Genomic DNA, 23,813 nt, shown 5'->3' with positions numbered 1-23,813 from the left:
GGGGCTTTGTTTTTGGGGCGCTTGTCATGCCCATCAATGGTCTGTGGAGCTGACCCTTGTCACATGCTGCTGGCTGGCAATCGCGCGCGCCGCTGGCGGCGAAGCAAGCCTTCTGCCAATACCATCAGACTCACACCCAGCAGCGCCAGGTCCTTGATCAGAAAGCTACCGGCGCGATTGAGCCAGGGAAAGCCACCTGACGCGGCCTCCCAGATTGGCACGGCAAGCATGATCGAGAGTGTCGTGGCGAAGGTGAGCGTGCAAAGCACTCCACCGGCAATGGCGGCTTTGCTCGACCATCGGCTGGCTACGACCAGTGCGGCGGCCAATATCTCCACCACCCCCAGCAAGTAGGATGTTCCTGCCTCGCCAAACACGGCATACAGCCAGCTCAGCCAAGGTGTCTGACTGATGAGCGGCTTTAGGGCTTGTACTTCGATCGATGTGAATTTGAGCAGGCCGATCATCAACATCGGCATGACAACGCCCAGCACGGCGATCTGCCTGGCGAGCGACAGCAGGCGCTGAGGCCTGGACACCGGGCAGGTTTCTGGAAAGTTTGGATTATTGGTCGACGACATGATGCGCACTCCTGAATGAGAGGCATCGAGCATGTCGGCCATTGATTAACGACTATTTAAGGGTGAGTAGGAGGCGGCTGGGTGCACTGTAGGACATAGCTCTAAATCACCCGATGTGCCTGGCCCGGCGCAGACACATCGGGTGGGGGCGTCTCAGGCGGCGACCTCGGTATGCGGCTCGAAACTGTCCGCCCGGGCCATCTGCCACATGCGCGAATAGAACTGCCCATTCACCTCGCCGGTGAGCAACTCGCCTGGCTTGAGGAACACATGCATCTGCGAGAACAGCTTGATCTCGGTGGCGGAGATACGCCGCACCAGGTGCTTGGCCTCCAACTGCGCCGGATGTTCCAGGCCCGCCGCGGCCAGCATCTCGGCCAGGGCGCGCAGGGTGTTGTGGTGGAAGTTCAGCACCCTCTGGGCCTTGTCTGGTACCACCAGGGCGCGCTGGCGCAGGGCATCCTGGGTGGCCACTCCGGTTGGGCACTTGTTGGTGTGACAGCTTTGGGACTGGATGCAACCGATGGCGAACATGAAACCGCGCGCCGCGTTGGCCCAATCGGCGCCGATGGCCAGCACGCTGGCGATATCGAACGCACTGACGATCTTGCCGCTGGCGCCGAGCTTGATCTTGTCGCGCAGGTTCAGCCCCACCAAGGTGTTGTGCACGAACAACAAGCCTTCGCGCAGCGGCACGCCAATGTGGTCGGTGAACTCCACTGGCGCTGCGCCAGTGCCGCCTTCCTTGCCGTCGACGACGATGAAATCCGGCAGGATGCCGGTCTCGAGCATGGCCTTGGCGATGCCCATGAATTCCCAGGGGTGACCCAGGCAGAACTTGAAGCCCACCGGCTTGCCGCCGGACAGCTCACGCAGCTGGGCAATGAACTGCATCATCTCGATGGGCGTGGAGAAGGCGCTGTGACGTGACGGCGAGATGCAGTCCTCGCCCATCAGCACGCCACGGGTCTCGGCGATCTCTTCGGTGACCTTGTGCTTGGGCAGGATACCGCCATGGCCGGGCTTGGCGCCCTGGCTCATCTTGATCTCGATCATGCGCACCTGCGGGTTGCGCGCCTGCTCGGCGAAGCGCTCGGGGTCGAAGCGCCCGTCCGGGGTGCGGCAGCCGAAATAGCCCGAGCCCAGCTCCCAGACCAGGTCACCGCCATTCTCGCGGTGGTAAGGGCTGATGCTGCCTTCGCCGGTGTCGTGGGCGAAGTTGCCCAGTTTGGCGCCCTGGTTCAGGGCGCGGATGGCGTTGGCGCTGAGCGAGCCGAAGCTCATGGCCGAGATATTGAAGATAGAGGCCGAATACGGCTGGCTGCACTGCGGGCCGCCGACCACCACGCGAAAGCTCGACGGGTCCGCCAAGGGCGCCGGGCGCATGGAGTGGCCGATGAATTCGAAGCCTGACTCATAGACGTCGATCAGCGTGCCGAAGGGTTTGTCCGACGCTTCGTTCTTGGCCCGGGCATAGACCAGCGAGCGCTGGGCCCGGGAGAAGGGCAGGGCGTCGCTGTCGGCTTCGAGCAGGTACTGGCGAATTTCTGGACGAATGGCCTCGACCAGATAACGAATGTTGCCGAGGATCGGGTAGTTGCGCCGCACTGCATGGCGCTGCTGCAGCAGGTCGAACAGGCCGATCAGCGTGAGCACGCCGGTGGTCAGGGTGAACGGCCACAGCCATTCATGGTGCAGGAAGGGCAGGCTGGCCAGGGTGAACAGCACACAGGCGGCGAAGAAGGCATAGCGACTGAGAAGTGACAGGCTCATACAGGGTCCTTGCGATGGCTCGGTCAGGCTCAGGGGCCTGGGTCAAACCCCGACCATAGCCCCATTGCGTGGCGTAATGCCAGTCGATGGCCCGCTGTACGCATGAAAGATTGGTCATGCGCAGGGGCGGCTGTCCTTCGGTGGCAAGCATTTTTGTGGGTAAACCCCACACAGGATTCACCGCAGGTCAGGTGGGGTGCGGGCTTACCCGCGATCTGGCGCGAAACAGCCTCCGGGCCTGTCGCGCAACAATTGTTGTCGCCAGGTTTCCTGCTCCGTCGTCGAGGCATCCAACAGGAACTCATATCGTCCCGCCACGCGGGTCGCTACCGGCACACCATCGCGATACAGCAACCGATTGCCGCCGACCGCGGCCACCTTGTTCCCTGGCAGCAAGGTCCCCAGCAAGTTCAGCGGGTCGCAGGCGCTGACCATCACCAGTTCGCCGTGTGAGGCACGCTTTCGTACCTGACGCAGCAAACCGACTGCCTCGGGCAGGGCGAATTGCTCGCCGGCCAGCCCCGCGATGAAGCGCCCACCGCGTATCTCACCGCGTGCTTCCAAGCGGTGATAGCAACGCAGCAACTCACGCCAGGGCGGCAGGGCGTCGCTTTCGCGCTCCAGCAAACGCCAGCAGATCACCCCGTATCGGCGCAACAGCGTCCGTGCGATGTGTTCCAGCCGCTGCTCGTGGTCTGGCGCGGTACTGCTTCGGCGCAGCAGCGCCCAGCGCCCGGCATGGGCCATGCTGCTGGAGAGTGGCGGATGGCCCCGGCGGCTGTTGCGCGAGGTGCGCTTGTTGGCTGGCGTGATCAGGCTGCGCAGGCCGGTGAAGCTGTCGGCGCCGACCAGCCCTGCGCCCACCAATTGCTGCAAGGCTGTTTCGAGTTCGCTGGGCAGCAGATGCGCCTCGTGGGCCAGCTCGTCGAAGAACAATGCGCCCTGGGTCTGCAGGGTTTCGTACACGCGCTGTGCCCTGGGCGCGAGCTCATCGGGCGCCGGGGCTGCGGCGAGGCTGCGCCAGAGACTCAGATGTTCACGAGGCAACAGCACCAGCGGCGTGCTCGACAATGTGCTGCCCGAAACCGTGGTCGCCAGCCGGCTCCAGGCCCACTGCCCGCTGCGGCAGGCATCGTCGAGCCAATGTGGGCTGTAGTCCTTGATGCGGGCAGGCAGCAGCTCAGCTTCCCAGGCGCCGGCCGCACTCGGGAACCCTTGCAACTGATCGAGCACCAAGGCCACCGCCTGCGGCCCCTGTACGCGCTCGCTGGTCGCCAGGTGTTGCCAGTCGAACAGAAAACGCATGAAGTGCTGCAGGGTGACCGGCTCGATCTCCCGGCGCAGGCGCTTGACCGTGTAGCGATGGATACGCGCCAGCAGATGCCGCTCGCACCACTGCTGGGAGTGCTGGCCTGGGCTGAAATGCCCGCGTAGCACGTAGCCTTCGACTTCCAGGCGGGCGAGGGCTTGTTCGATAGCGCTGCTGGGCAAGCCCAGGGGCGCGGCGATCTGCGCCACGGTCAACGGGCCGAAACCGCTCAGACGCGAGCGCAGCAGTTCGGTCAGCGCGGTGTCTGGCTCGATAGGGTGGTCGAAGCCTGGCAGCATCGCGAACTCAGGCGCCAGGCGCGCTTGCGGATAACACGCCAGCAACAGGTTCAGGCGTTCGCGTGCAAGCCACAGGCTGTGCTCTCCGGTGTGCAACTGGCAGGCGCGACCTGCATCGGCCAATTGGCCGAGCAGGCCAGCCCAGGGCGCATTGGCCTGCACCTCGGCCTGGCTGATGACGCCCAGGCTCATCAACGCTTCGTGCATCTCGTCGGCACTGCCCGGCTGCGGCCAGGCTTCGGCCTGCACGGCGGTGATGGCTTCGACGTCCAGCGCGCCCAGATCGTCGCTGCTGTGGACCTCATTCCAGCGGCGGTTGAGCACCGCCTGGGTGCGGCGCTCCTCCAGAGGCGCGTCGTCCAGGAAGGTATAGGGCCGGGCATTGAGGATGGCCGAGGCCAGTGGGGACGGGGCCGGCAGGTCGCGGGCGAGTAGGCGGATCTGGCCGTTTTCCATACGCCGCAGCATGGCCAGCCAGCCGTCGCTGTCCATGGCTTCATGCAGGCAGTCGTCGAGGGTCTGCTCCACCAACGGATGGTCGGGAATCTGCCGCTCACCCGCGATGTTTTCGAGGCAGGCGATTTGATCGGGGAACACGGCGGCGATCAGGTCTTCGCTTTTCATCCGCTGGATCTGTGGCGCCACCTTTCGCCCTCCGATGTAGCGCGGCAAGGCCAGCGCCACGCCGGCATTCCAACGCCAGCGCACGCCGAACAGCGGGGCATCGAGCAAGGCCTGGACCAGGATCGGCTGCGCGCTGGTGCTGGACAGGTAGCGCCAGACGTCGTCCAGCGCGAAGCTGTGGCTGGTGGACAGCGACAGCACGATGGCGTCCTCGCTGGCCGCAGCTTGCAGTTCGAAGTTGAACGTACGACAGAAACGCTTGCGCAGGGCCAGGCCCCACGCCCGGTTGATGCGGCTGCCGTAGGGCGAATGGATGATCAGCTGGGTGCCGCCGGACTCGTCGAAAAAGCGCTCCATCACCAGCGTCCGCTGCGAGGGCAGGGCACCGAACACTTGCCAGGTGCGCCCCAGGTAGTCGAGCAGTTGGCTGGCGCTGGCTTCGTCCAGTGCGAAGGCCTCCTGGAGCCAGGCCAGCACCGGGGCGAAGTCGCCGGCGCTGGCCTGCAAACGCTCATCGATACGCGCCTGCAGGCGGGCCACGGCGGCGGACAGCTCATCGCTGCGCCCGGGCGCTTCACCGAGCCAGAAAGGGATGGTCGGCGGCAGGCCGTGGGCGTCTTCGACCCGCACCCGGCCTGGCTCGACTCGCAAGATGCGATAGGAGGCGTTGCCCAACTGGAAGATGTCGCCGGCAATGCTCTCCACCGCGAAGTCTTCGTTGACGCTGCCGATGTTCAGTGACTGGGGTTCGAGCAACACGGCGTAGTCGGCGGTGTCCGGAATGGTTCCGCCGCTGGTCAGCGCGGTCAGTTGGCTGCCCCGGCGCCCACGCAAGGTGGCGCTGACCGCGTCACGATGCAGGTAGGCGCTGCGTATGCCCTGGCGACCGTTGTAGCCCTCGGCGAGCATGCGCAGCAATGCCTGGTAGTGATGCTGATCCAGGGCGCTGTAGGGCGTAGCCTGGCGCAGACAGTCGTACAGCGCCTGTTCCGGCCAGGGCTGGTTGGCCACTTCGGCGACGATCTGCTGGGCCAAGACGTCAAGCGGCGCCTTGGGGATGTGCAATTCGTCGAGTTCACCGTGGCGTATGCAGTCGAGCAAGGCCACGCATTCGATCAGGTCGTCTCGCGAGGTCGGGAACAGCCGCCCTTTGGGCACCCCCTCCACCTGGTGTCCAGAACGCCCGACCCGTTGCAGGAAGGCCGAAATCGAGCCGGGCGAGGCGATCTGGCACACCAGCTCCACCTCGCCGATGTCGATGCCCAGCTCCAACGAGGCGGTGGCTACCAGTACTTGCAGTTCGCCCGCTTTCAGGCGCTGTTCGGCGGCCAGGCGGTACTCCTTGGCCAGGCTGCCGTGGTGCGCGGCCACGGCGTCCAGGCCCAGGCGCTCGCCCAAGTGGCGGGTCAGTCGTTCGGCCAGGCGCCGGGTGTTGACGAAAACCAGCGTGGTGCGGTGTTCGCGGGCGAGGGCGGCGATACGGTCGTAGACCAGATTCCACACATCGGTGGCCATCACTGCCCCCAGCGGCACGGGCGGGACTTCGATGGCCAGGTCGCGGCGGCGGGCATGGCCGACGTCGATGATGGCGCATGGGCGCTGGTGACCGACCAGAAACTGCGCCACGCGTTCCACGGGGCGTTGGGTCGCAGACAGGCCAATGCGGCGCAAGGGGCGTGCGCACAGCGCTTGCAAGCGCTCGAGGGTCAAGGCCAGGTGGCAGCCGCGCTTGTTGCCTGCCAAGGCATGAATCTCGTCGACGATGACCGTGTGCACAGTGGCCAGGCCCTCGCGGCCAGAGGCTGAGCCCAGCAGTACGTAGAGCGACTCGGGGGTGGTCACCAGAATGTGCGGCGCTTGCTTGCGCATGGCCGCACGTTCCTTTTGCGGCGTGTCGCCGGTGCGTACCTGGGTGGTGATGCGCGCCGCCGGCAGGCCTTGGGCCTGGAGCGCCTGGCTGATACCTGCCAGAGGCACTTCGAGGTTGAGGCGGATGTCGTTGGACAGCGCCTTGAGTGGCGATACATAGACCACCTGGGTCTGCGCGGGCAGTTCGCCTCCCTGTGACAGGCCTTGGCAAAACAGTTCATCGAGCACAGCAAGGAATGCGCTCAAGGTCTTGCCCGAACCGGTAGGGGCGGCGAGCAGCATCGACTGGCCACCGTGGATCAGTGGCCAGGCGCGCGCCTGGGCGTCGGTCACGGTGGCGAAATGTTGCCGGAACCAGGTGCCGACGGCGGGATGGAACAGGTCGAGCACCGGATGGTGCTGGGCGGGAAGGTTCATGTGTCGTTTATGGAGGGTGAGGCGGCCATTGGCAAGGGGCCGTTCGTCATGAACTTAGCGGTTCCTTGTCCGTACCCTGCGCCCGTGTGATCCTTGCTGCCTTTTTACCTGTAAGCGAGTTCCCATGTCCCAGATCATCCGCATCGCCGCCGCCCTGCTCATCGACCCCCAAGGTCGTACCCTGCTCGTGCGCAAGCGCGGCACCCTGGCCTTCATGCAGCCCGGAGGCAAGATCGATGCGGGGGAGTCGCCGCAGGCGGCGCTGGTGCGTGAGTTGCACGAGGAACTGGGGCTGCGGCTGGACCCCGAGCAGGCGGTCTATCTGGGCCAATTCAGCGCACCGGCCGCCAACGAGCCTGGCTTCGAGGTTCAGGCGCAGCTGTTTCGGGTCGACAGCGCCTCGGCCGTCGTACCGGCCGCCGAGATTGAAGAAGTGGTATGGCTGAGCGCTGATCAGGTCACGGACCTTGAGCTGGCACCGTTGACCCGTGACCTGATCCTGCCGCTCTACCGCCAGACGGTCAGCGCACCGCGCTGACACCATCGAGGGTGGAGAAGGACGTGTCCTTGGCCGTCAGCAGGAAGTCGCGCATGTAGGGCGCATCGAGCATGTCGGTGCGCACCGCCGCGTGCAGCGTGGCGAATAGGCCCTTTTCACCCAGGCGCTTGCCTTTCACATAACCGCGCGAGCTGTATTCGTGCAGCGCCCAGTGCGGAATACCGCACACTCCACGGCCACTGGCCACCAATTGCATCATCATCACCGTCAGCTCCGAGGTGCGCACCGCGGCCGGTTCGATATCGGCCGGCTCCAGGAAACGGGTGAAGATGTCCAGGCGGTCGCGCTCCACCGGGTAGGTGATCAGGGTCTGATCGAGCAGGTCCTGGGGCACGATGTAGGGTTTGCTGGCCAACGGGTGCTGATTGGCGACCGCGAGCATGGCCTCATAGGTGAACAGCGGCACATAGGTGATACCCGGTAGGTCCACGGGGTCAGAGGTCACCACCAGGTCCAGATCGCCACGAGCCAAGGCCGGTAGTGGGGCGAAGGCAAAGCCTGAAGCCAGGTCCAGTTCCACCTCCGGCCAGGCATCGCGAAACTGGTCGATGGTCGGCATCAGCCATTGGAAACAGCTGTGGCACTCGATGGCCATGTGCAGACGTCCTGCGGTGCCACCGGCCAGCCGGGCAATGTCACGTTCGGCGCCGCGCAGCAGGGGCAGGGTGGCATCGGCCAGTTGCAGCAGGCGCAGGCCAGCGCTGGTGAAACGGATCGGCTTGGTCTTGCGCACGAACAGCGCCATCCCCAGGCGTTCTTCCAGCTCCTTGAATTGATGCGAGAGGGCCGACTGGGTCAGATGCAGGCGTTCGGCTGCCTCTACCAGGCTGTCGGCTTCGCGCAGGGCATGAAGGGTTTTCAGGTGGCGGATTTCCAGCACAGAAGGCTCCGGGGGTAGAACGGGAGAAAAAAAGCATGATGTTGAGTTTCTCTCATGTTGTGGGCAGCTGTCGACTGGCGATGCGATGACCGCTCGGCAGGCTTAATAAAACTGTCATGGTTCTGTGGCAGCGCCCTCGACGAGATTTCATCAGACTCGCGATCTACTGGGGATCTGCATTCTGGTGTTTCTTTCATGCGGGCTTTTTGGGTTTTTTTCTTTTTATTGTTCAGCGCATCGGCCACTGCGTCGGCGCCGCGCTGCGACGCGCAGGTGCCGGTGCAACGGGCCGAACTGGGTGAACTGAGCCTGGTGTACCAGAGCGTGGGGGCACCGTCGGACCCGGTGTTGCTGCTGGTCATGGGCCTGGGCGGGCAACTGATCCATTGGCCCGATGATGTGGTCGAGGCCCTGTGCGGCCAAGGGTTTCGGGTCATTCGCTATGACAATCGCGATGTCGGGCTGTCACGCTGGAACCAACAGCCAGCCTCGGCCAACCTGACCGTCGAGGTGTTGCGTTACAAACTGGGGCTGCCGGTGTCGGCGCCCTATACCTTGACCGACATGGCCACCGATGGCTTGCGCCTGATGGATGAGCTGAAGATCGAGCAGTTCCATGTGCTGGGAGTGAGCATGGGCGGCATGATTGCCCAGCACCTGGCGGCAATGGCACCGGAGCGCGTGCGCAGCCTGACGCTGGTGATGTCGAGCTCCGGCGCCGAAGGCCTGCCGGCGCCAAGCACGGCGTTGGTGCAACTGCTGGCCCGGCGGGATGCGCCGAATCGCGAGGTGGCCATCGAGCACCAGGCGGACCTGCTGGCCGCCCTGGGCAGCCCGACGATCCCGGACGACCGCACGGCGCTGTTGCATCAGGCGGCCGTGGCCTATGACCGGGCGTTCAATCCAGAAGGGGCCCAACGTCAGATCATGGCGATTCTCGCCGAGCCCAGCCGGGTGACGCTGCTCAACCAGTTACGCGTGCCCACGCTGGTGGTGCATGGTACGGCCGATCCGCTGCTGCCGGTGATGCATGGGGTGCACCTGGCCGCGCACATCCAGGGCAGCCAATTGCGCCTGATCCCAGGGCTGGCGCACCGTTTCCAGGAGCAGTTCAAGGCGCCGCTGCTGGCGGCAGTGTTGCCTTATCTGAGTTCACATCGCGAAGACATCCGGCACGTGGCCGGGCTTTGAGCTGCGGGTAAACCCGCTTTCACAGGGGGCACGGCGATCTTTGCAGGAGCGGGTTTACCCGAAAAAAGGCCGCACGGTTGCCTAGTGAAAGCGCACCCACAGCGTGACCAGCACCGTTGCCGCCACCAGCCAGGCCACTGTGGCCAGGGCCAGCGAGGCTTCCAGGCGCAGCCGGTCGACCAGTACGTACAAGGTGGCCAGGTAGACGAAGTACGGGATGATCGACCACATGCCGAACAGGATGGTGGCCTTCAGGTCCTCAAGCGACCGCCCCTTGCCCACGATGTAGTGGGCGATCAGGGCAAAGGTCGGAAACAGCGGCACCAGCCCTGCGATGTAATAGTTGCGGGTCTTGGAGAGGATGGCCAGAAGCACCACGACGGCGGCGCCCAGGCTGGCTTTGAGTATCAGGTCCACGGGTTTCCTTTGGCCTCAGTTGAGGCCGTACTTCTTCACTTTGTCGAACAGCGTGGTCTTGGCCATGCCCAGCTCCTGGCTGGCTTGGCTGAGGTTGCCGCCGGTGCGTTGCAGGGCGTCGCTGAGCAGGTTGCGTTCGAAAGCCTCCACCGCCTCGGCAAAGCCCAGGCCCTGGCTGGCGCCACTGGCGCTCTTCTTGAACGCCGGCAGACCCAAGGCATAGCGCTCGGCGACATTGCGCAGTTCGCGGACGTTGCCAGGCCAGTCGTGGGCCATCAGCCGTGACAGGGTCTGGCTGTCTAGCTCCGGAACCTCGCGGTCGAAGCGCAGCGCTGACTGCTCCAGGAAGTGCTCGAACAGCTGCAGGATGTCCTCGCGGCGTTCGCGCAGAGGCGGCAGCTCCAGGGTCACGACGTTCAGGCGGTAGTACAGGTCGCTGCGAAACTGCCCGCTCTGGCCCATGGCGTCCAGGTCCGACTTGGTCGCCGCGATCACCCGGCAGTCCACCGGGATGCTCTGGTTCGAGCCCAGGCGTTCGAGTGTGCGCTCCTGCAACACGCGCAGCAGTTTGATCTGCAGGTTGATCGGCATGCTCTCGACTTCATCGAGAAACAACGTCCCGCCATTGGCATGTTCGATCTTGCCGATGCGCCGCTTGCCGGCGCCGGTGAAGGCATTGGCCTCGTGGCCGAAGATCTCGCTTTCGAACAGGTTCTCCGGCAGGCCACCGCAGTTGAGTGCCACGAACGGCTGGCCCTGGCGACGGCTGAAATCATGCAGGCAGCGGGCGACCAGCTCCTTGCCGGTGCCGGTCTCGCCTTCGATCAGCACGTTGGCCGACGTGTCGGCCACGTTGGCGATCAGTTCGCGCAGGTTCTGCATCGCCGGCGAGCGGCCAATGATGCGACCTTCCAGGGAGCTGTGGCCGGCCAGTTGGCGGCGCAGCGCATGGACTTCGCGGGACAGGCCGCGTTGCTCCAGGGCGCGACGGACCACATCCACCAGACGCTCGGGAGAGAAGGGCTTTTCCATGAAGTCGTAGGCGCCAGTGCGCATGGCCCCGACCGCCATGTCGATGTCGCCGTGGCCGGTGATCAGCACCACCGGCAGGCTGCGGTCGCGGGCCTTGAGCCGGCCGAGCAGCTCCAGGCCATCCATGCCGGGCAGGCGGATGTCGCTGACGACGATGCCGGCGAAATCATCGCCGATGCGTTCCAGGGCCTGCTCGGCGCTGCCCACGCCTTCGCAGGCGATGTCTTCCAAGGCCAGGGCCTGCTGGCAGCCCAGCAGCACATGGGGGTCGTCTTCGACGATCAGGACAGTCAAGGGCACTTGGTTCATAGGGACCCTGCGTTCATAGAGGTTCTACCGATTTGCCGGTGGGCGTGGCCAAGGGCAGGGCGAGCACGAAGGCGGTCCCGCCGCTGGCGGGGTGCTCGACGCTCAGCGAACCCTTGGCGGCGGCGGCAAGGCTCGCCGAAAGAGTCAGGCCCAGGCCCAGGCCATGCTCGCCCGGTTTGGTGGTGAAGAAAGGCTCGAACAGGTGCTTGCGCGCCTCGGCATCGATGCCATGGCCATTATCGCGCACCCGTAGGCGGTATTTGTCGCCTTGCAGCTCGCCCTCGAGCCAAAGCTGCGGGGTTGACTGGTTGGCCATGGCGTCCAGGGCGTTGCCGATTAGGTTGACCAGAATCTGCTCCAGGCGGGTCTGGTCGATAGCCAGTTGCTGGTCGTCGAATTGGCTGTGCAGTTGCAGCTTGCAGCCGGCGATGCGGTTGGCCAGCACTTGCAAGGAGGCATCCACGGCCTTGCCCAACGAGGCCTGGCCACTGTCATCGCCACGCCTTGCGAAAGAGCGCAGGCTGGCGGTGATACGACCCATGCGGTCGATCAGGTCGTTCATGGTACGCAGGTTGGTGCTGGCGGTCTCCAGGGCGCCGCGCTCGAGGAAGCGCACGGTGTTGCCCGACAGGGTGCGCAGTGCGGCCAGGGGCTGGTTCAATTCGTGGGCGATGCTGGTGGACATCTGCCCGATGGCCGCGAGCTTGCCGGCCTGGACCAGCTCGTCCTGGGCGTGGCGCAGGGTCTGCTCGGCGTGCCGACGTTCGCGGATCTGCCCCTTGAGCCGTTCGTTGCTGGCGCGCAGATCGGCGGTGCGTTCGGTGATGCGCCGCTCAAGCTGGCTATTGGCTTCTTCGAGGGCTTCGCGGGCGGCCAGGCGGGTGGCGATCACCTTGCGTCGCTCGTTCCAGGCGATCGCCAGGATGGTCAGCAGGGCGAAGGCCACGCCTGCCAGGATGCCCTGGACCATGGATTCGCGGTGCAGGTCCTGCAGCGGGGTGAGCAACGTGAAGTGCCAGGGGGTATCCACCAGGCGCCGGGTCTGGGCCAGGTAGGCCATCTTGCGAGGTTTGCCTTGGCCGGTCTCGCTGTTGGCGGGGAAGGTCAGCTTCTCCACGCCATCGGACAGGGTCTCCCGCGCCAAGGGCTGCAGCTCGTTCAGCGGCCACCAGTAGTACTGCAGGCTGCGCGCCAGGCGCTCTTTGATCTGCGGGGTCAGCGGGCGCACCGACTTGAGCCGGCGTGCCGGGTCGCTGGAAAGAATGATGATGCCGTTCTCGTCGCTGACGAAGGCTTCCAGGCGGGCGCGTTGCCAGCGTTCTTCGAGGGTGTCCAGGCGCACCTTGACCACCGCCACACCGATGATCTTGCCGTGCTCCTCCAGCCCGTGGGCCAGATAGTAGCCTGCTTCGCCGGTGGTGCTGCCGATGCCATAGAAGCGGCCAGGCTCGCCGCGCACGGCGTCCTGGAAATAGGCGCGAAACGACAAATCCTCGCCGAGGAAGGAGTCGGCGTCGCGCCAATTACTGGTGGCCTGGACACGACCGGTGGTGTCCAGCACGAAGATGGCCCGGCTGCGGCTGCGGCGGTTCAGGCCCTCGAGGTATTCGTTGACGGTCTGGCGGTAGCCCGCCTCAGGGTCTGTGAGCAACTTGGAGACGCTGTCTTCGAGTTCCAGGAGGCTCGGCAGGTAGGTGTACTTGCTGATCTCGCTCTCGACGGTGCGCGCGTGCAGCTCCAGCTGGCGTTCGCCGTTCTCGCTCAGGGCGCGGATGCCATTGCTCTCGCTGATCAGATAGCCAGCCATGCCCAGGCCGACCATCAGTAGGATGATCAGAGGCGGCAGCAGCAATTGACGGATCAGGCGGGATTTCACGGCGGGTTGGGCAGGGCGAAGGAGCGAGGGGTCGCATTTCATCACAGTGGCCTTGTCACGACCAGCGTCCGCTGCCCGGAGGACCGGGCAGCGGCATGGCCGACTCAGTGCTGCAGGATCTTGCTGAGGAAGTGCTGGGTGCGCTCGTGGCGGCCTTCAGGGTTGCCGAAGAAGTCTTCTTTCTGGCAATCCTCGATGATGCTGCCCTTGTCCATGAAGATCACTCGGTTGGCGACTTTGCGGGCAAAGCCCATCTCGTGGGTCACGCACATCATGGTCATGCCTTCGTGGGCCAACTCGACCATCACGTCCAGCACTTCGTTGACCATTTCCGGGTCCAGCGCCGAGGTCGGTTCGTCGAACAGCATGACGATCGGGTCCATCGACAGTGCGCGAGCGATCGCCACACGCTGCTGCTGGCCGCCGGAAAGCTGGCCAGGATGCTTCTTGGCATGGGCGCCCAGGCCCACGCGGTCGAGCAGGGCAAGGCCTTTCTTGGTGGCTTCGGCCTCGCTGCGTCCCAGTACCTTGCGCTGGGCGATGGTCAGGTTCTCAGTGATCGACAGGTGCGGGAAGAGCTCAAAGTGCTGGAATACCATGCCGACCCGCGAACGCAGCTTGGGCAGGTTGGTCTTCGGGTCGGCGATGGAGGTACCGTCGACCACGATGTCGCCCTTTTGGAACGGCTCCAGCGCGTTGACGCACTTGATCAGCGTGGACTTGCCCGAGCCGGATGGCCCGCAGACCACCACCACTTCACCTTTCTTGACCTCGGTGCTGCAATCGGTCAGCACCTGGAAGTCCCCGTACCACTTGTTGACGTTCTTGATGGAAATCATACGGTGATCCTTTTTTGCAGGCGCTTGACCAGCCACGAAGCGGAGAAGCTGATGAGGAAGTACACGACCCCGGCGAAGATCAGGAACTCATGGGAGCGTCCGATGATGTCGCCGTTGGAGCGTGCCGAGTTGAGGAAGTCCACCAGGCCCACGGTGTAGACCAGCGAGGTGTCCTGGAACAGGATGATGCTCTGCTGCAGCAACAGTGGGGTCATCTTGCGAAACGCTTGGGGCAGGATGATCAGACGCATGGTCTGGCCATAGGTCATGCCCAGCGCCTGGGCGGCGCCCATCTGGCCCTTGGAGATCGATTGCACGCCGGCCCGCACGATCTCACAGAAGTAGGCGGCCTCGAACATCATGAACGCCACCACGCAAGAGGTGAAGGCGCCGACCGGCGTGTCCTCGCCGGTGATCCAACGCAGTACGAACGGGACCGCCAGGTAGAACCAGGTGATCACCAACAGCAGCGGGATGGAGCGGAAGTAGTTGACGTAGGCGCCAGCCAGGTTCGACAGCAGCTTGCTCGACGACAGACGCATCAGCGCCAGGATCGTACCCAGCACGATACCGCCGACCACGCCCATGACCATCAGTTGGAGGGTCATCACCATGCCTTCCCAGAGGGCTGGCAGGGCGGGGATGATTTCGCTGAAATCCATGTCCATTTACTTGCCCCCCACGGAGATCAGGCCGGGTACCGAGACTTTCTTCTCGATCAGGCGCATGAACAGCATCAGGCCCATGTTCAGGGTGAAGTAGATCAAGGTGGCCAGGGTGAACGCCTCGAACAGGTTGGCGGAGAACTCGGCGGTCTGCTTGGTCTGGGCCAGCAGTTCCATCAGGCCGATCAGCGATGCCACGGAGGAGTTCTTGAACACGTTCAGGAATTCCGAGGTGAGCGGCGGGATGATGATCCGGTAGGCTTGGGGCAGCAGCACGTTCATGTAGATCTGCGACAGGCTGAAGCCCAGCGCCCGGCCCGCCGACTCCTGGCCGCGCGGCAGGGCCTGGATGCCGGTACGCACCTGCTCGCACACACGGGCGGCGGTGAACAGGCCTAGGCAGACGACCACGCTGATCAACGCCGAGGTGGTCGGGTTGAGGTCTTGCTTGAACCATTCCTGTGCGCTTTCGGGCAAAAGGTCTGGCACCAGGAAGTACCAGATGAACAGCTGCACCAGCAGCGGCACGTTACGGAACAGCTCGACGTAGGCGGTGGCGATCCCCGATACCACGCGGTTCGGCACGGTGCGCATCACACCGAGCAGCGAGCCCAGCAGCAAGGCGATGATCCAGGCGGTCACGGCAATGACGATGGTCCAGCCCAGGCCGGTGATGTACCAGTCCAGGTAGGTTTCGCTGCCTACGCCGGTGGACTTGAAGAATACGCCCCAGTCCCAGTTGTAATTCATCGGGATTTCCCCTCAGACGGTTGTTTCACGGGCACCTTCGAGCAACCGAGGGCGGCGAACGCCCTCGGTTGAAAGGTTAGACACTAATGAGTGGCCTGTCGGTTTGATTACTGCTCGGGTCGAGCATCAGGCCACTGGCTGGGGGTCAGGACTTCTTCTCGTCCGCCGCCTTGTCGGTCGGCTCGGCGATCAGTTTTTTCAGCTCATCGCTCATCGGGAACTGAAGGTTCAGGCCTTTTGGCGGGATCGGCTGTTGGAACCACTTCTCGTAGCTCTTGTTGACCGCACCGGACTTGAAGTACGCCACGATGGCGTCGTCCACTGCCTTCTTGAACGCATCGTCACCCTTGCGGACCATGCAGCCATAGATCTCGTAGGACTGCGGGGTTCCGGTGATGACCCAGTCGGCAGGCTTGCTTGCCTTGGCCATTTCGCCGGCGAGCAGGGCGTCGTCCATCATGAAGGCCACGGCGCGGCCGCTTTCGAGCATGTTGAAGGCTTCGCCGTGGTCTTTTGCGGAGATCACGTTCATCTTCATTTGCTTGTCGGCGTTCATCGCCTTGAGGATGCGCTCGGAGGTGGTGCCGGCGGTGGTCACCACGTTCTTGCCGGCCAGGTCCGGGAAGTCTTTGTAGGCTGGCTGGCCGTCCTTGACTTTGGTCAGCAGGCGGGTGCCGACTTCAAAGATACCGACCGAGAAGCCAACTTGCTGCTGGCGTTCGACGTTGTTGGTGGTGGAGCCGCACTCAAGGTCCACGGTGCCGTTCTGCACCAGCGGGATGCGGGTCTGGGAGGTGACCAGGTTGTAGCGGACCTTGATGTCCGTACCCAGTTGCTTTTTCAGCGCGTCGACGACGGCCAGCTGGATGTCGTGGGAGTAGCCCACGGGTTCTGGCTTGCCGGCCAGGTAGGAAAATGGAATGGAGGAGTCGCGGTGGCCCAGGGTGATGGTGCCCGAGTCCTTGATCTTCTTCAGGGTGCCGGTCAGCTCTTCGGCCATGACAGGCGATGCGATGACAGCGGCCGCGATGGCGGCGCCCAGCAATTGACGAACGATGCGCATCAAATTTTCCTCGACGTGTTTGTTTTTTTTATGGAGCCGTTGGCGGACTCTTCGTTCCACGAATACAGCAGCAAACGTGGTGCATTCGGCTACCAAGTGTAGAGCATGAGTCGTGCCAAGCCCTGCTGTCGATCATATCGCCGCGAAATTACTGGTTTTGAGGCTTTTGCTTACTGTTTTTTGCTATTGCAGGTGTGCGGATTTCCGAATGAGTGCTCTCTTCGTGTTCGGGAAACCGAATGAGTGGGCCGGGTAGTAGCCCGGTACTGCGTCGTGCAGGGAGGCAACTGGTGAGATCGAGTTTTTCAACTGCTCGAGTTTGCGCGCTATGTCTGATCCCGTCCTCCCCGAAGGTTCCATCGACACGTTGTTCGCCCAGCGTATGCCGGACTGGTTGATACGTGAGGAGGGCGGCCCGCAGCGTATCGATCGGCTGCGTGCGTTTCGCAAGGCACTCTCCAGGCAAGAAAACGCAGTGGCTGCCTTGCGCCCGGTGCTGGCGCAGATCCCCTCGATCGAAGCGTTCGCCGAACCGCTGCTGCGGGAAAAGCTCATTCAGTTGGGCGAGGCTGACGCCGACCTGCGGCGCAGCCAGGTGTGTATCTGGCGGCGTCCACCTATTCCCTCGTTTGCACTGATGCTGTCGCTGCGCCAGTTCGTTCCGTCCTCGACGCAGAGCCTGTTGGCGTCTGCGCTACATAACTTCCATCTTTCCGAGACCCGGCCCGTGGACGTGCGCAGAGGGTACCTTCGCACGAGTGCTGGCAAGCGAATGGCCTTGGGTTTTCATGCTTTTGCCGGGCGCTGTCGGGAATTGGACATCGGCGCGAAGTACCAGGAAAAGCTCCAGGCGATTCTAAGGCCCAAAGGCGGTGCGCAGGCTGTGCACCGCCTGTTCCAGGAAAACCAGCAGGCGCATCTGGAAGTGGCGGTGCGCAGGGCGCAACTCAAGGGCGAGCTGGACGAGGACAGTTTCCAGCACATGCTGGCCTTGATGATGTTCCCGTCAGTCGTGCCCGCCACCTCCTCCATCGTCGTGCTCCGGCATTTGTATCTGCTGGGGGTTCCCATTCATGGGGTGGTCTGCGCCGAGGCCAGCGCGCCAGGGGGTGGGGCATTGCACAGCGTGATCGTCTGGGTGCCCAACGATCCAGATTGCCCGATTAAGCGCTTTGATTCATGGCAGCAGGTCTATGACGGTTTGGCCAGGCGGTTGGCCAATCGTCGCTATCGGCAGTTCTTTGCCCGATTCGTCAGCGAAGCCGACCGCGTCAAGTTCTTCAGCAGTCTGGCCGAGCAGTCCAAGGACTGGACGCACGAACGGCTGGCGACCTTGACCGGCGGACACGAGCCGATCGAGGTGCTGCCGGAAAAAACGATCGGTGAGCGGTTGAGCACCTTTCTGGCCGATTCGCAGATCGACAAGATCTTCAATGATGCCGCTGTGCTTGCGGTGCCGACAGGCAAGGAAGACGAAAACGATCGTAGCGCACGGCTACGGGGTTACGAGTCCTTGGGCCTGAACGTGCTCAACATCGCTGCCCTGTTCGTCCCGGTATTGGGAGAGGCGCTGTTGCCCGTGGCCCTGGTGCAGATTGCCGATGAGTTCTACGAAGGTTATGAGGAATGGCGTCTGGGAGATCGTCAAGGCGCCATCGACCATGTCTTTGGCGTAGCCGAAAACCTGGTCGCCGGAGCGCTGCTGGTCAAAGGAGGGGCGGTGGCCGTGCGGGCGCTCAAGCGCGTGGCGTTCGTCGACGAACTCAGCTTGATCCGTACTCGCCAAGATCAGGTGAAACTGTTCGATGGCACGCTCGAAGGCTACCGGCTCGACCCCGCCAGCACAGCTGTGCAGACCCCACAGGAGCTGCGCTTGCTGCATGGCGATGACCAGCTTTATCGCCTGTCCGGCGAGCGCGACGGGCACATCCGTCATCCCGCGCGGGCCAACGTTTACACGCCGGTGATCGAGGACAACGGAGCAGGGGGTTGGCGCCATGAGTTCGAGCGGCCACAAACCTGGAGCGGTGCCGGGACGTTGCTGCGCCGGTTGAGCGGACGCCTGGCTGATCTTTCTGACGAGACGGCCAGGCATCTGCTGCAGTCGACCGGCTACAGTGAAGCGCAGGTCCGTCAGTTGCACCTTCAGAACCTGGGGGCGCCTGCGCGATTGCTCGATGCACTGGAGTACCATCAATTGCATCGACAGCATCCCCATCTGGGAGGTACAGCACTCGAGGCGCTGTTCAAGGAGCGCCAGCCTTGGCCGGGGCCCACTGAAGGCAAAGTGTTGCGGGACTTTCCGGGGTTGTCGCTGCGCTGCGCGCGCGAAATCTGCACCCAGGCCACAGGTGCCGAAATCACCCGTCTGCAAACCAGTGACCGGCTGCCGTTGGCCTTGGCCGAGCGGGCTCGCTGGTACTTGCGAGAGAGCCGTCTAGACCGCGCTTGCGCCGGGTTGCGTCTGTTCAGGGCGACCAATGTCGACACCGAACGTTTGGCGCTTGGTCTGATCGATACGCTGGCACCCTGGGCTGCGGACCTGCGAATCGAGATCCGCGAAGGCACCCTTGAGGGGCCACTGCAGGCCAAACAAGGCAAGGCGCAGGCCGCCAGGCTGAGGCGAATCATCCGCTCCGGTAGTCGGTACACGCTCGAAGGACAGGGCAGCGAGCAGGACTTGATGTCGTCGTTGTTCAGCCTGTTGAGCGATACGCAAAAGCGCACGTTAGGTGTCGCAGGGCAGCAAGTCGGCGCTCTGGAGGACCACTTGGCGGCCTATGCCAGCAAGGAGCGTGGGCGGGTTGCCACATTGCTTGGCCTGAGCGACGCGAAGACGTTGCGTCCTCCGGTGCGCTTTGGCGACGGGCAGGCAGGTTACTTGCTCAGTGGCAGGGGCGCCTTCGACAGCCAGGCCATTGTGCGGGGTATCCATCGCATCTTTCCCACCTTGAGCTCTTTCGAACTCGATGCCTACATCCGCGAACTGACGACGCGTCGGGTAGGGCTATATGAGCACTTTTCGATGTTGTCACGGGATCTGGAGCAATTGCGCACGACCTTGGACGCTTGGCGTAGCGATACCAGCGGACTGTTCACGCGACTGCGTCGGCGTCGGGTCGCCGACCAGATCAGGCGTAGCTGGCGGCGCAAGATCGTCGATGAAGACGGTGTCTATATTCTGGCGATCGACAGCGAACCGGTCGGTAGTTTGCCGACATTGCCCCAAGGCGTGCGGTTCGATCATGTCCGACGGCTGGTGCTGCGCAACATGGACCTGACCGACATCGACGCTGACTTTCTGAGGCGATTCGCCAACCTGCGCGAGCTCGACCTCATGGGGAACCGGCTAGAGCGTATTCCCCCAGGCCTGGAGCATCTTGGACAGCTCAGGCTGCTCGATCTGTCGCGTAATCGAATCGTCCTGGATGAGTCCGGCGAAGGTTATTTGCGTGGCCTGACGCAGCTTCAACATCTCAATCTCAGCCATAACAGCGAACTTGGCCGCGTGCCGGAGCTGAGCCATTTGCCGAATCTGCGCGAGATGCGTTTGCGTGCCGCGGGGCTGGTGACGCTTCCTGAGCGTCTGCCCTTTGCCGCGCTGGTTGACCTGCGCAGCAATCGTATCGAGATGCTGCAGCGAGACAATCACCTGCTGCGCCATCGGCTTGAGCGGGTGCTGTTGCACGATAACCCGTCATCACGAGGTGGCAGCGAGGGCTCTGCCAGTTCGGGCGACGTGTCGGTGGCGCCGGTGAGGGCGCTCGAGGGTGGGGACACCCAGGAGAACCTCGGTTTCCAGCATGCCAGGGTCGATGCTTCACTGCGCGCTCGCTGGTTGGAGGAGGGGGCGGATGAGCCCGACAGGCAAGCCCTCTGGGACACCCTGCAGGAGGAGCCAGGTTCGGCGTCGCTGTTCCAGTTTCTGGCCGACTTTGCCAGCTCCCGGGATTTCAAAAGGAATCCACAGCGTTTTCGCGCGCGTATCTGGTCATTGTTGCAGGCGTGTGCCGAGCGGGAATCGCTGCGCCAGCGGCTGTTCACGATCATGGATGGCCCGCGCGGCTGTGATGACCGATTGTTGCTGACGCTGCGTCACCTGGAGGTGAGCGTGCTGGCGGAGCAGGCCATTCTCGGCGTTCCGAAAGACCAAGTGGAAAGCACGCTGCTCGGCCTGGCTCGGCCATTGTTTCGCTTCGATGAGATCGAGCGGATCGCCAAGGAGCATATCGCCCGCCTGGAGGCTGAACGTGAGGCGCAGATGGTGTTGGGGCTGGAGACGGAGGCAGTGGACCCCGTTGAAACGGAGTTGGCTTATCAAGTCGCGCTCTATGAGTGGATCGGGCTGCCACTGCAAAAGGACTGGATGCATTTCGGGCGTTTTTCCAGGCTGACGAAGCACGACGTCGAGATTGCCCAGGCGCAGGTGCTTTCCCTTGAAAATGATGAAGCGTTGATCGGCTCGCTCGCCCAACGAACGTTCTGGGTGGACTACGTCAAAGCGCGCTATGCGCAGCGCTTCGACGAGGTGCACCAGACGTCATGGTCGCAATTGGATGCGCTCGATGAGCACCTCGCCGCTGGCCAGATCCTGGAAGGGGAATACGCAAGGCGAGCGAAGGAGATGGTCGAGGTATTCAACCAGGCCGAGCGTGAGCTGGTGAAGACGCTGGCCCGGGAGGCATATATGCGCGCCAAGCCCTAGGGGACCCCCTGGTTGTGCGCGTGCGCCTCGCCAGGGGGCTTAGGGTCAGGCGGCTTGCACCGCGGCTCGGTTGGAGTGAGCGTGGTGCAAGTAGTCGGCCAGCGCCTGTTTTTCGGTCGCGCTGGTGAACAGGCCGAGCTTGGTCCGGCGCCAGAGCACATCATCGACGTCGACAGCCCACTCGTGGGTGATCAGGTAGTCCACCTCACGGCTGAACAGACCGCCACCGATGGATTGTCCCAGGTCCTGCGGACCGCTCACGCCATCGAGCAGTCGCCACACGCGGCTGCCATAGGTCAGTGCCCAGCGCTTGGCGATATCCACTGGCAACCACCCGTGGCGGGCCAGCAACGCATCGACCAGTGCCTGGACCGTGGTCATGTTCTCACCGCCAGGCAGCGTGGCAGTTGCTGTCCAGCTGTCGCGCATCTGGGTGAAGAAAGGCTTGAGTTCGCCCATGGCCGACTCGGCCAGCTTGCGGTACGTCGTGAGCTTGCCACCGAACACCGACAACAATGGCGCCTGGCCGTCGCTGGCGGACAGCGCCAGGGTGTAGTCGCGGGTCACTGCCGAAGGGTTGTCGGATTCGTCATTGCACAGCGGACGCACACCGGAATAGGTGTGCAGGATGTCGGCGCGGCTGAGCTGGTGGTTGAAGTGTTCGTTGACGACCTTGAGCAGGTAGTCGGTTTCCATCTCGGTGATCGCCACCTTGGCCGGGTCGCCGCTGTATTCGCGGTCGGTGGTGCCGATCAGGGTGAAGCGCTCCAGGTATGGGATGGCGAAGACGATGCGCTGATCTTCGTTCTGCAAGATGTAGGCGTGTTCGCCTTCATACAGGCGCGGCACGATGATGTGGCTGCCCTGGATCAGACGGATTCCGTAGGGCGCGTCGAGCTTGAGATCGTCCTTGATGAAGCTGGCCACCCAGGGGCCAGCGGCGTTGACCAGGGCGCGGGCGCGGATCGTGCGTTGGCTGCCGTCGGCCTGCTGCAGTAACACCTCCCAGACCCCATCGACGCGCTCGGCACGCAGGCAGCGGGTATGGGTGTGGATGTGCGCGCCCTTTTCGCGGGCGGCCATGGCATTGAGGACAACCAAACGAGCGTCATCGACGGCGCAGTCGGCGTACTCGAAACCTCGGGTGATGGCGGGCTTGAGTGGGTTGCCCGGGCCGAAGCGCAGGCTGCGCGAGGCGCCCAGGCGCTTGCGTTTGCCCAAGTGATCGTAGAGGAACAGGCCTGCGCGGATCATCCCGGCCGGGCGCAGGTGCGGGCGGTGGGGCAGAACGAACCGCATGGGTTTGACGATGTGCGGCGCCTTGGCCAGCAACACCTCGCGCTCGGCCAAGGCCTCACGGACCAGGCGGAACTCATAGTGCTCCAGGTAACGCAGGCCGCCGTGGATCAGCTTGCTGCTGGCCGAGGAGGTATGGCTGGCCAGGTCGTCCTTTTCGCACAGAAAGACCTTCAGGCCACGCCCTGCTGCGTCGGCGGCGATGCCCACGCCATTGATCCCCCCACCGATCACGGCGAGGTCGTAGCAATCGGCGAGTGGCGGCTGGGACGGAGCGGACTGGGACACGGCAAGGCCTCCTGAGGCGCAGTTCATATCGTAAATGAACATCTATGTTCGTTTTCGAAAATACTAGCGCAACGAAAAGGGGTTCGCCAGTCAGTCTCTATAGAAAAAACTGATCAGATGACAAGAAAATGAACAATAGCGAACATGTTTCGTGGCGCTGCGAAAGCTTTCGCGGTACGCCCCGATTGTTGCGAGCGGCTCAAATTCAGCAGGAGTGGTCTTGCGCCGCGAAAGGGCTGCATAGCAGCCCAGGAGCTGATGAGCGCCGCCAGGGGTGAATCAGACCACTTCGAGGCGAATCTTGTGCTGGTTGAGCAGTTGGGTGAGGGCGGGGGTGGGGGGCTGGTCGGTCACCAGACAGTCCACCAGGCTGATCGAGCCCAGACGAACCATGGCGTTGCGGCCGAACTTGCTCGAGTCGGCGGCCAGGATCACTTGGCGAGCATTGGTGATGATCGCCTGGGAAACCCGCACTTCCTGATAATCGAAGTCCAGCAGGCTGCCGTCTTCGTCGATACCACTGATGCCGACCAAGGCGAAGTCGACCTTGAACTGGTTGATGAAGTCGACGCTGGCCTGGCCTACGACCCCGCCGTCGCGGCGCACGGTGCCGCCCGCCACCAACACCTCGAAATCATCCTTGGCGCCCAGGATCGCAGCCACATGCAGGTTGTTGGTGATGACCTTGAGGTGGTTGTGGTTGAGCAGGGCGCGGGCGATCGACTCGGTGGTCGTGCCGATGTTGATGAACAGCGAGGCATGATCGGGAATCTGTCGAGCCACGGCCTCGGCGATGCGCTGCTTCTCGTCGCGCATCTGGTCAGCGCGCATGGCGTAGGCTGTGTTCTCGATGCTCGAGTCGTAGGCTGCGCCACCGTGGTAGCGTCGCAGCAGGTTGACCTCGGCGAGCTGGTTGATGTCACGGCGGATGGTTTGCGGGGTGACAACGAACAGCTGCGCCATTTCTTCGATACTGACGTAACCGCGCTCGCGCACCAGTTCGAGGATTTGTTGTTGGCGGGGAGGCAGATTCATGGGCGGTCCTTTGGGGCTGCCGGACAAATTCTGCAA

At 63.5% G+C, this 23,813-nt stretch carries 16 protein-coding genes; 3 read left to right on the top strand and 13 right to left on the bottom strand.

Translation table 11 applies throughout. The features are described 5' to 3' along the window. Positions 1-59: 59 nt before the first annotated feature. The 3 genes from IEC33019_RS12415 to IEC33019_RS12405 form a co-directional block, all read right to left on the bottom strand. The gene (locus IEC33019_RS12415; protein WP_212632846.1) at positions 60-623 is read right to left on the bottom strand and encodes a YkgB family protein; all 564 of its coding nucleotides are present in this window, start codon (positions 621-623) and stop codon (positions 60-62) included. A 111-nt stretch (positions 624-734) separates the two neighbouring features. Then, on the bottom strand, positions 735-2,354 hold the full coding sequence (locus tag IEC33019_RS12410) for an FMN-binding glutamate synthase family protein (protein WP_070093546.1): 1,620 nt from the start codon (positions 2,352-2,354) through the stop codon (positions 735-737). A 204-nt stretch (positions 2,355-2,558) separates the two neighbouring features. Continuing rightward, positions 2,559-6,872, bottom strand: a complete 4,314-nt coding sequence (locus IEC33019_RS12405; RefSeq protein WP_099593588.1) for a DEAD/DEAH box helicase — start codon at positions 6,870-6,872, stop codon at positions 2,559-2,561. A 124-nt stretch (positions 6,873-6,996) separates the two neighbouring features. Between IEC33019_RS12405 and IEC33019_RS12400 the strand changes: the two genes are divergently transcribed. After that, positions 6,997-7,410 carry an NUDIX hydrolase gene (locus tag IEC33019_RS12400; RefSeq protein WP_070093544.1) on the top strand — a complete coding sequence of 138 codons (414 nt, stop codon included), beginning with the start codon at positions 6,997-6,999 and terminating at the stop codon, positions 7,408-7,410. On the opposite strand, the gene metR is transcribed toward IEC33019_RS12400, so the two are convergent. Further along, entirely contained in the window at positions 7,394-8,311 is a 918-nt protein-coding gene (gene metR, locus IEC33019_RS12395; protein ID WP_070093543.1) for a transcriptional regulator MetR, read from the bottom strand. The genes IEC33019_RS12400 and metR overlap by 17 nt on opposite strands. A 195-nt stretch (positions 8,312-8,506) precedes the next feature. Between metR and IEC33019_RS12390 the strand changes: the two genes are divergently transcribed. Then, positions 8,507-9,502: an alpha/beta fold hydrolase gene (locus IEC33019_RS12390; RefSeq protein WP_070093542.1), complete on the top strand. Its 996-nt coding sequence runs from the start codon at positions 8,507-8,509 to the stop codon at positions 9,500-9,502. Between the two features lie 81 nt (positions 9,503-9,583). On the opposite strand, the gene IEC33019_RS12385 is transcribed toward IEC33019_RS12390, so the two are convergent. The 7 genes from IEC33019_RS12385 to IEC33019_RS12355 form a co-directional block, all read right to left on the bottom strand. Beyond that, complete coding sequence (locus tag IEC33019_RS12385; protein WP_170831793.1) at positions 9,584-9,910, bottom strand: GlpM family protein; 327 nt, start codon at positions 9,908-9,910, stop codon at positions 9,584-9,586. A 24-nt stretch (positions 9,911-9,934) separates the two neighbouring features. Further along, positions 9,935-11,260, bottom strand: coding sequence for a sigma-54-dependent transcriptional regulator (locus IEC33019_RS12380; protein WP_070093540.1), 1,326 nt, complete (start codon positions 11,258-11,260; stop codon positions 9,935-9,937). 13 nt (positions 11,261-11,273) lie between these two features. Next, on the bottom strand, positions 11,274-13,178 hold the full coding sequence (locus tag IEC33019_RS12375) for a sensor histidine kinase (RefSeq protein ID WP_070093539.1): 1,905 nt from the start codon (positions 13,176-13,178) through the stop codon (positions 11,274-11,276). A 62-nt stretch (positions 13,179-13,240) separates the two neighbouring features. Then, on the bottom strand, positions 13,241-13,975 hold the full coding sequence (locus IEC33019_RS12370) for an amino acid ABC transporter ATP-binding protein (RefSeq protein ID WP_043206506.1): 735 nt from the start codon (positions 13,973-13,975) through the stop codon (positions 13,241-13,243). Further along, positions 13,972-14,643 (bottom strand): amino acid ABC transporter permease, encoded by a 672-nt coding sequence (locus IEC33019_RS12365; RefSeq protein WP_043206507.1) that lies wholly within the window; start codon positions 14,641-14,643, stop codon positions 13,972-13,974. Before IEC33019_RS12365 ends, IEC33019_RS12370 begins: the two co-directional genes overlap by 4 nt. After that, positions 14,644-15,390: an amino acid ABC transporter permease gene (locus tag IEC33019_RS12360; protein ID WP_070093538.1), complete on the bottom strand. Its 747-nt coding sequence runs from the start codon at positions 15,388-15,390 to the stop codon at positions 14,644-14,646. A 145-nt stretch (positions 15,391-15,535) separates the two neighbouring features. Next, entirely contained in the window at positions 15,536-16,453 is a 918-nt protein-coding gene (locus IEC33019_RS12355; protein WP_070093537.1) for a glutamate/aspartate ABC transporter substrate-binding protein, read from the bottom strand. Positions 16,454-16,781: 328 nt separating this feature from the next. On the opposite strand from IEC33019_RS12355, the gene IEC33019_RS12350 reads away from it, so the two are divergent. Next, a complete protein-coding gene (locus tag IEC33019_RS12350) occupies positions 16,782-21,158 on the top strand; it encodes an NEL-type E3 ubiquitin ligase domain-containing protein (RefSeq protein WP_099593586.1) in 4,377 nt (1,458 codons plus the stop codon). A 45-nt stretch (positions 21,159-21,203) separates the two neighbouring features. On the opposite strand, the gene glpD is transcribed toward IEC33019_RS12350, so the two are convergent. Together glpD and glpR are read right to left on the bottom strand one after the other, a co-directional pair. After that, positions 21,204-22,742: a glycerol-3-phosphate dehydrogenase gene (gene glpD, locus IEC33019_RS12345; RefSeq protein ID WP_099594174.1), complete on the bottom strand. Its 1,539-nt coding sequence runs from the start codon at positions 22,740-22,742 to the stop codon at positions 21,204-21,206. A gap of 279 nt (positions 22,743-23,021) precedes the next feature. After that, a complete protein-coding gene (gene glpR, locus IEC33019_RS12340) occupies positions 23,022-23,777 on the bottom strand; it encodes a DNA-binding transcriptional repressor GlpR (protein ID WP_070093535.1) in 756 nt (251 codons plus the stop codon). Between the last annotated feature and the right edge of the window lie 36 nt (positions 23,778-23,813).

The sequence above is a fragment of the Pseudomonas putida genome (assembly GCF_002741075.1).
Classification (GTDB): domain Bacteria; phylum Pseudomonadota; class Gammaproteobacteria; order Pseudomonadales; family Pseudomonadaceae; genus Aquipseudomonas; species Aquipseudomonas putida_T.
The sequence above is the reverse complement of the archived record's forward strand: the minus strand, read 5'-3'. Positions and strand labels throughout refer to the sequence as shown.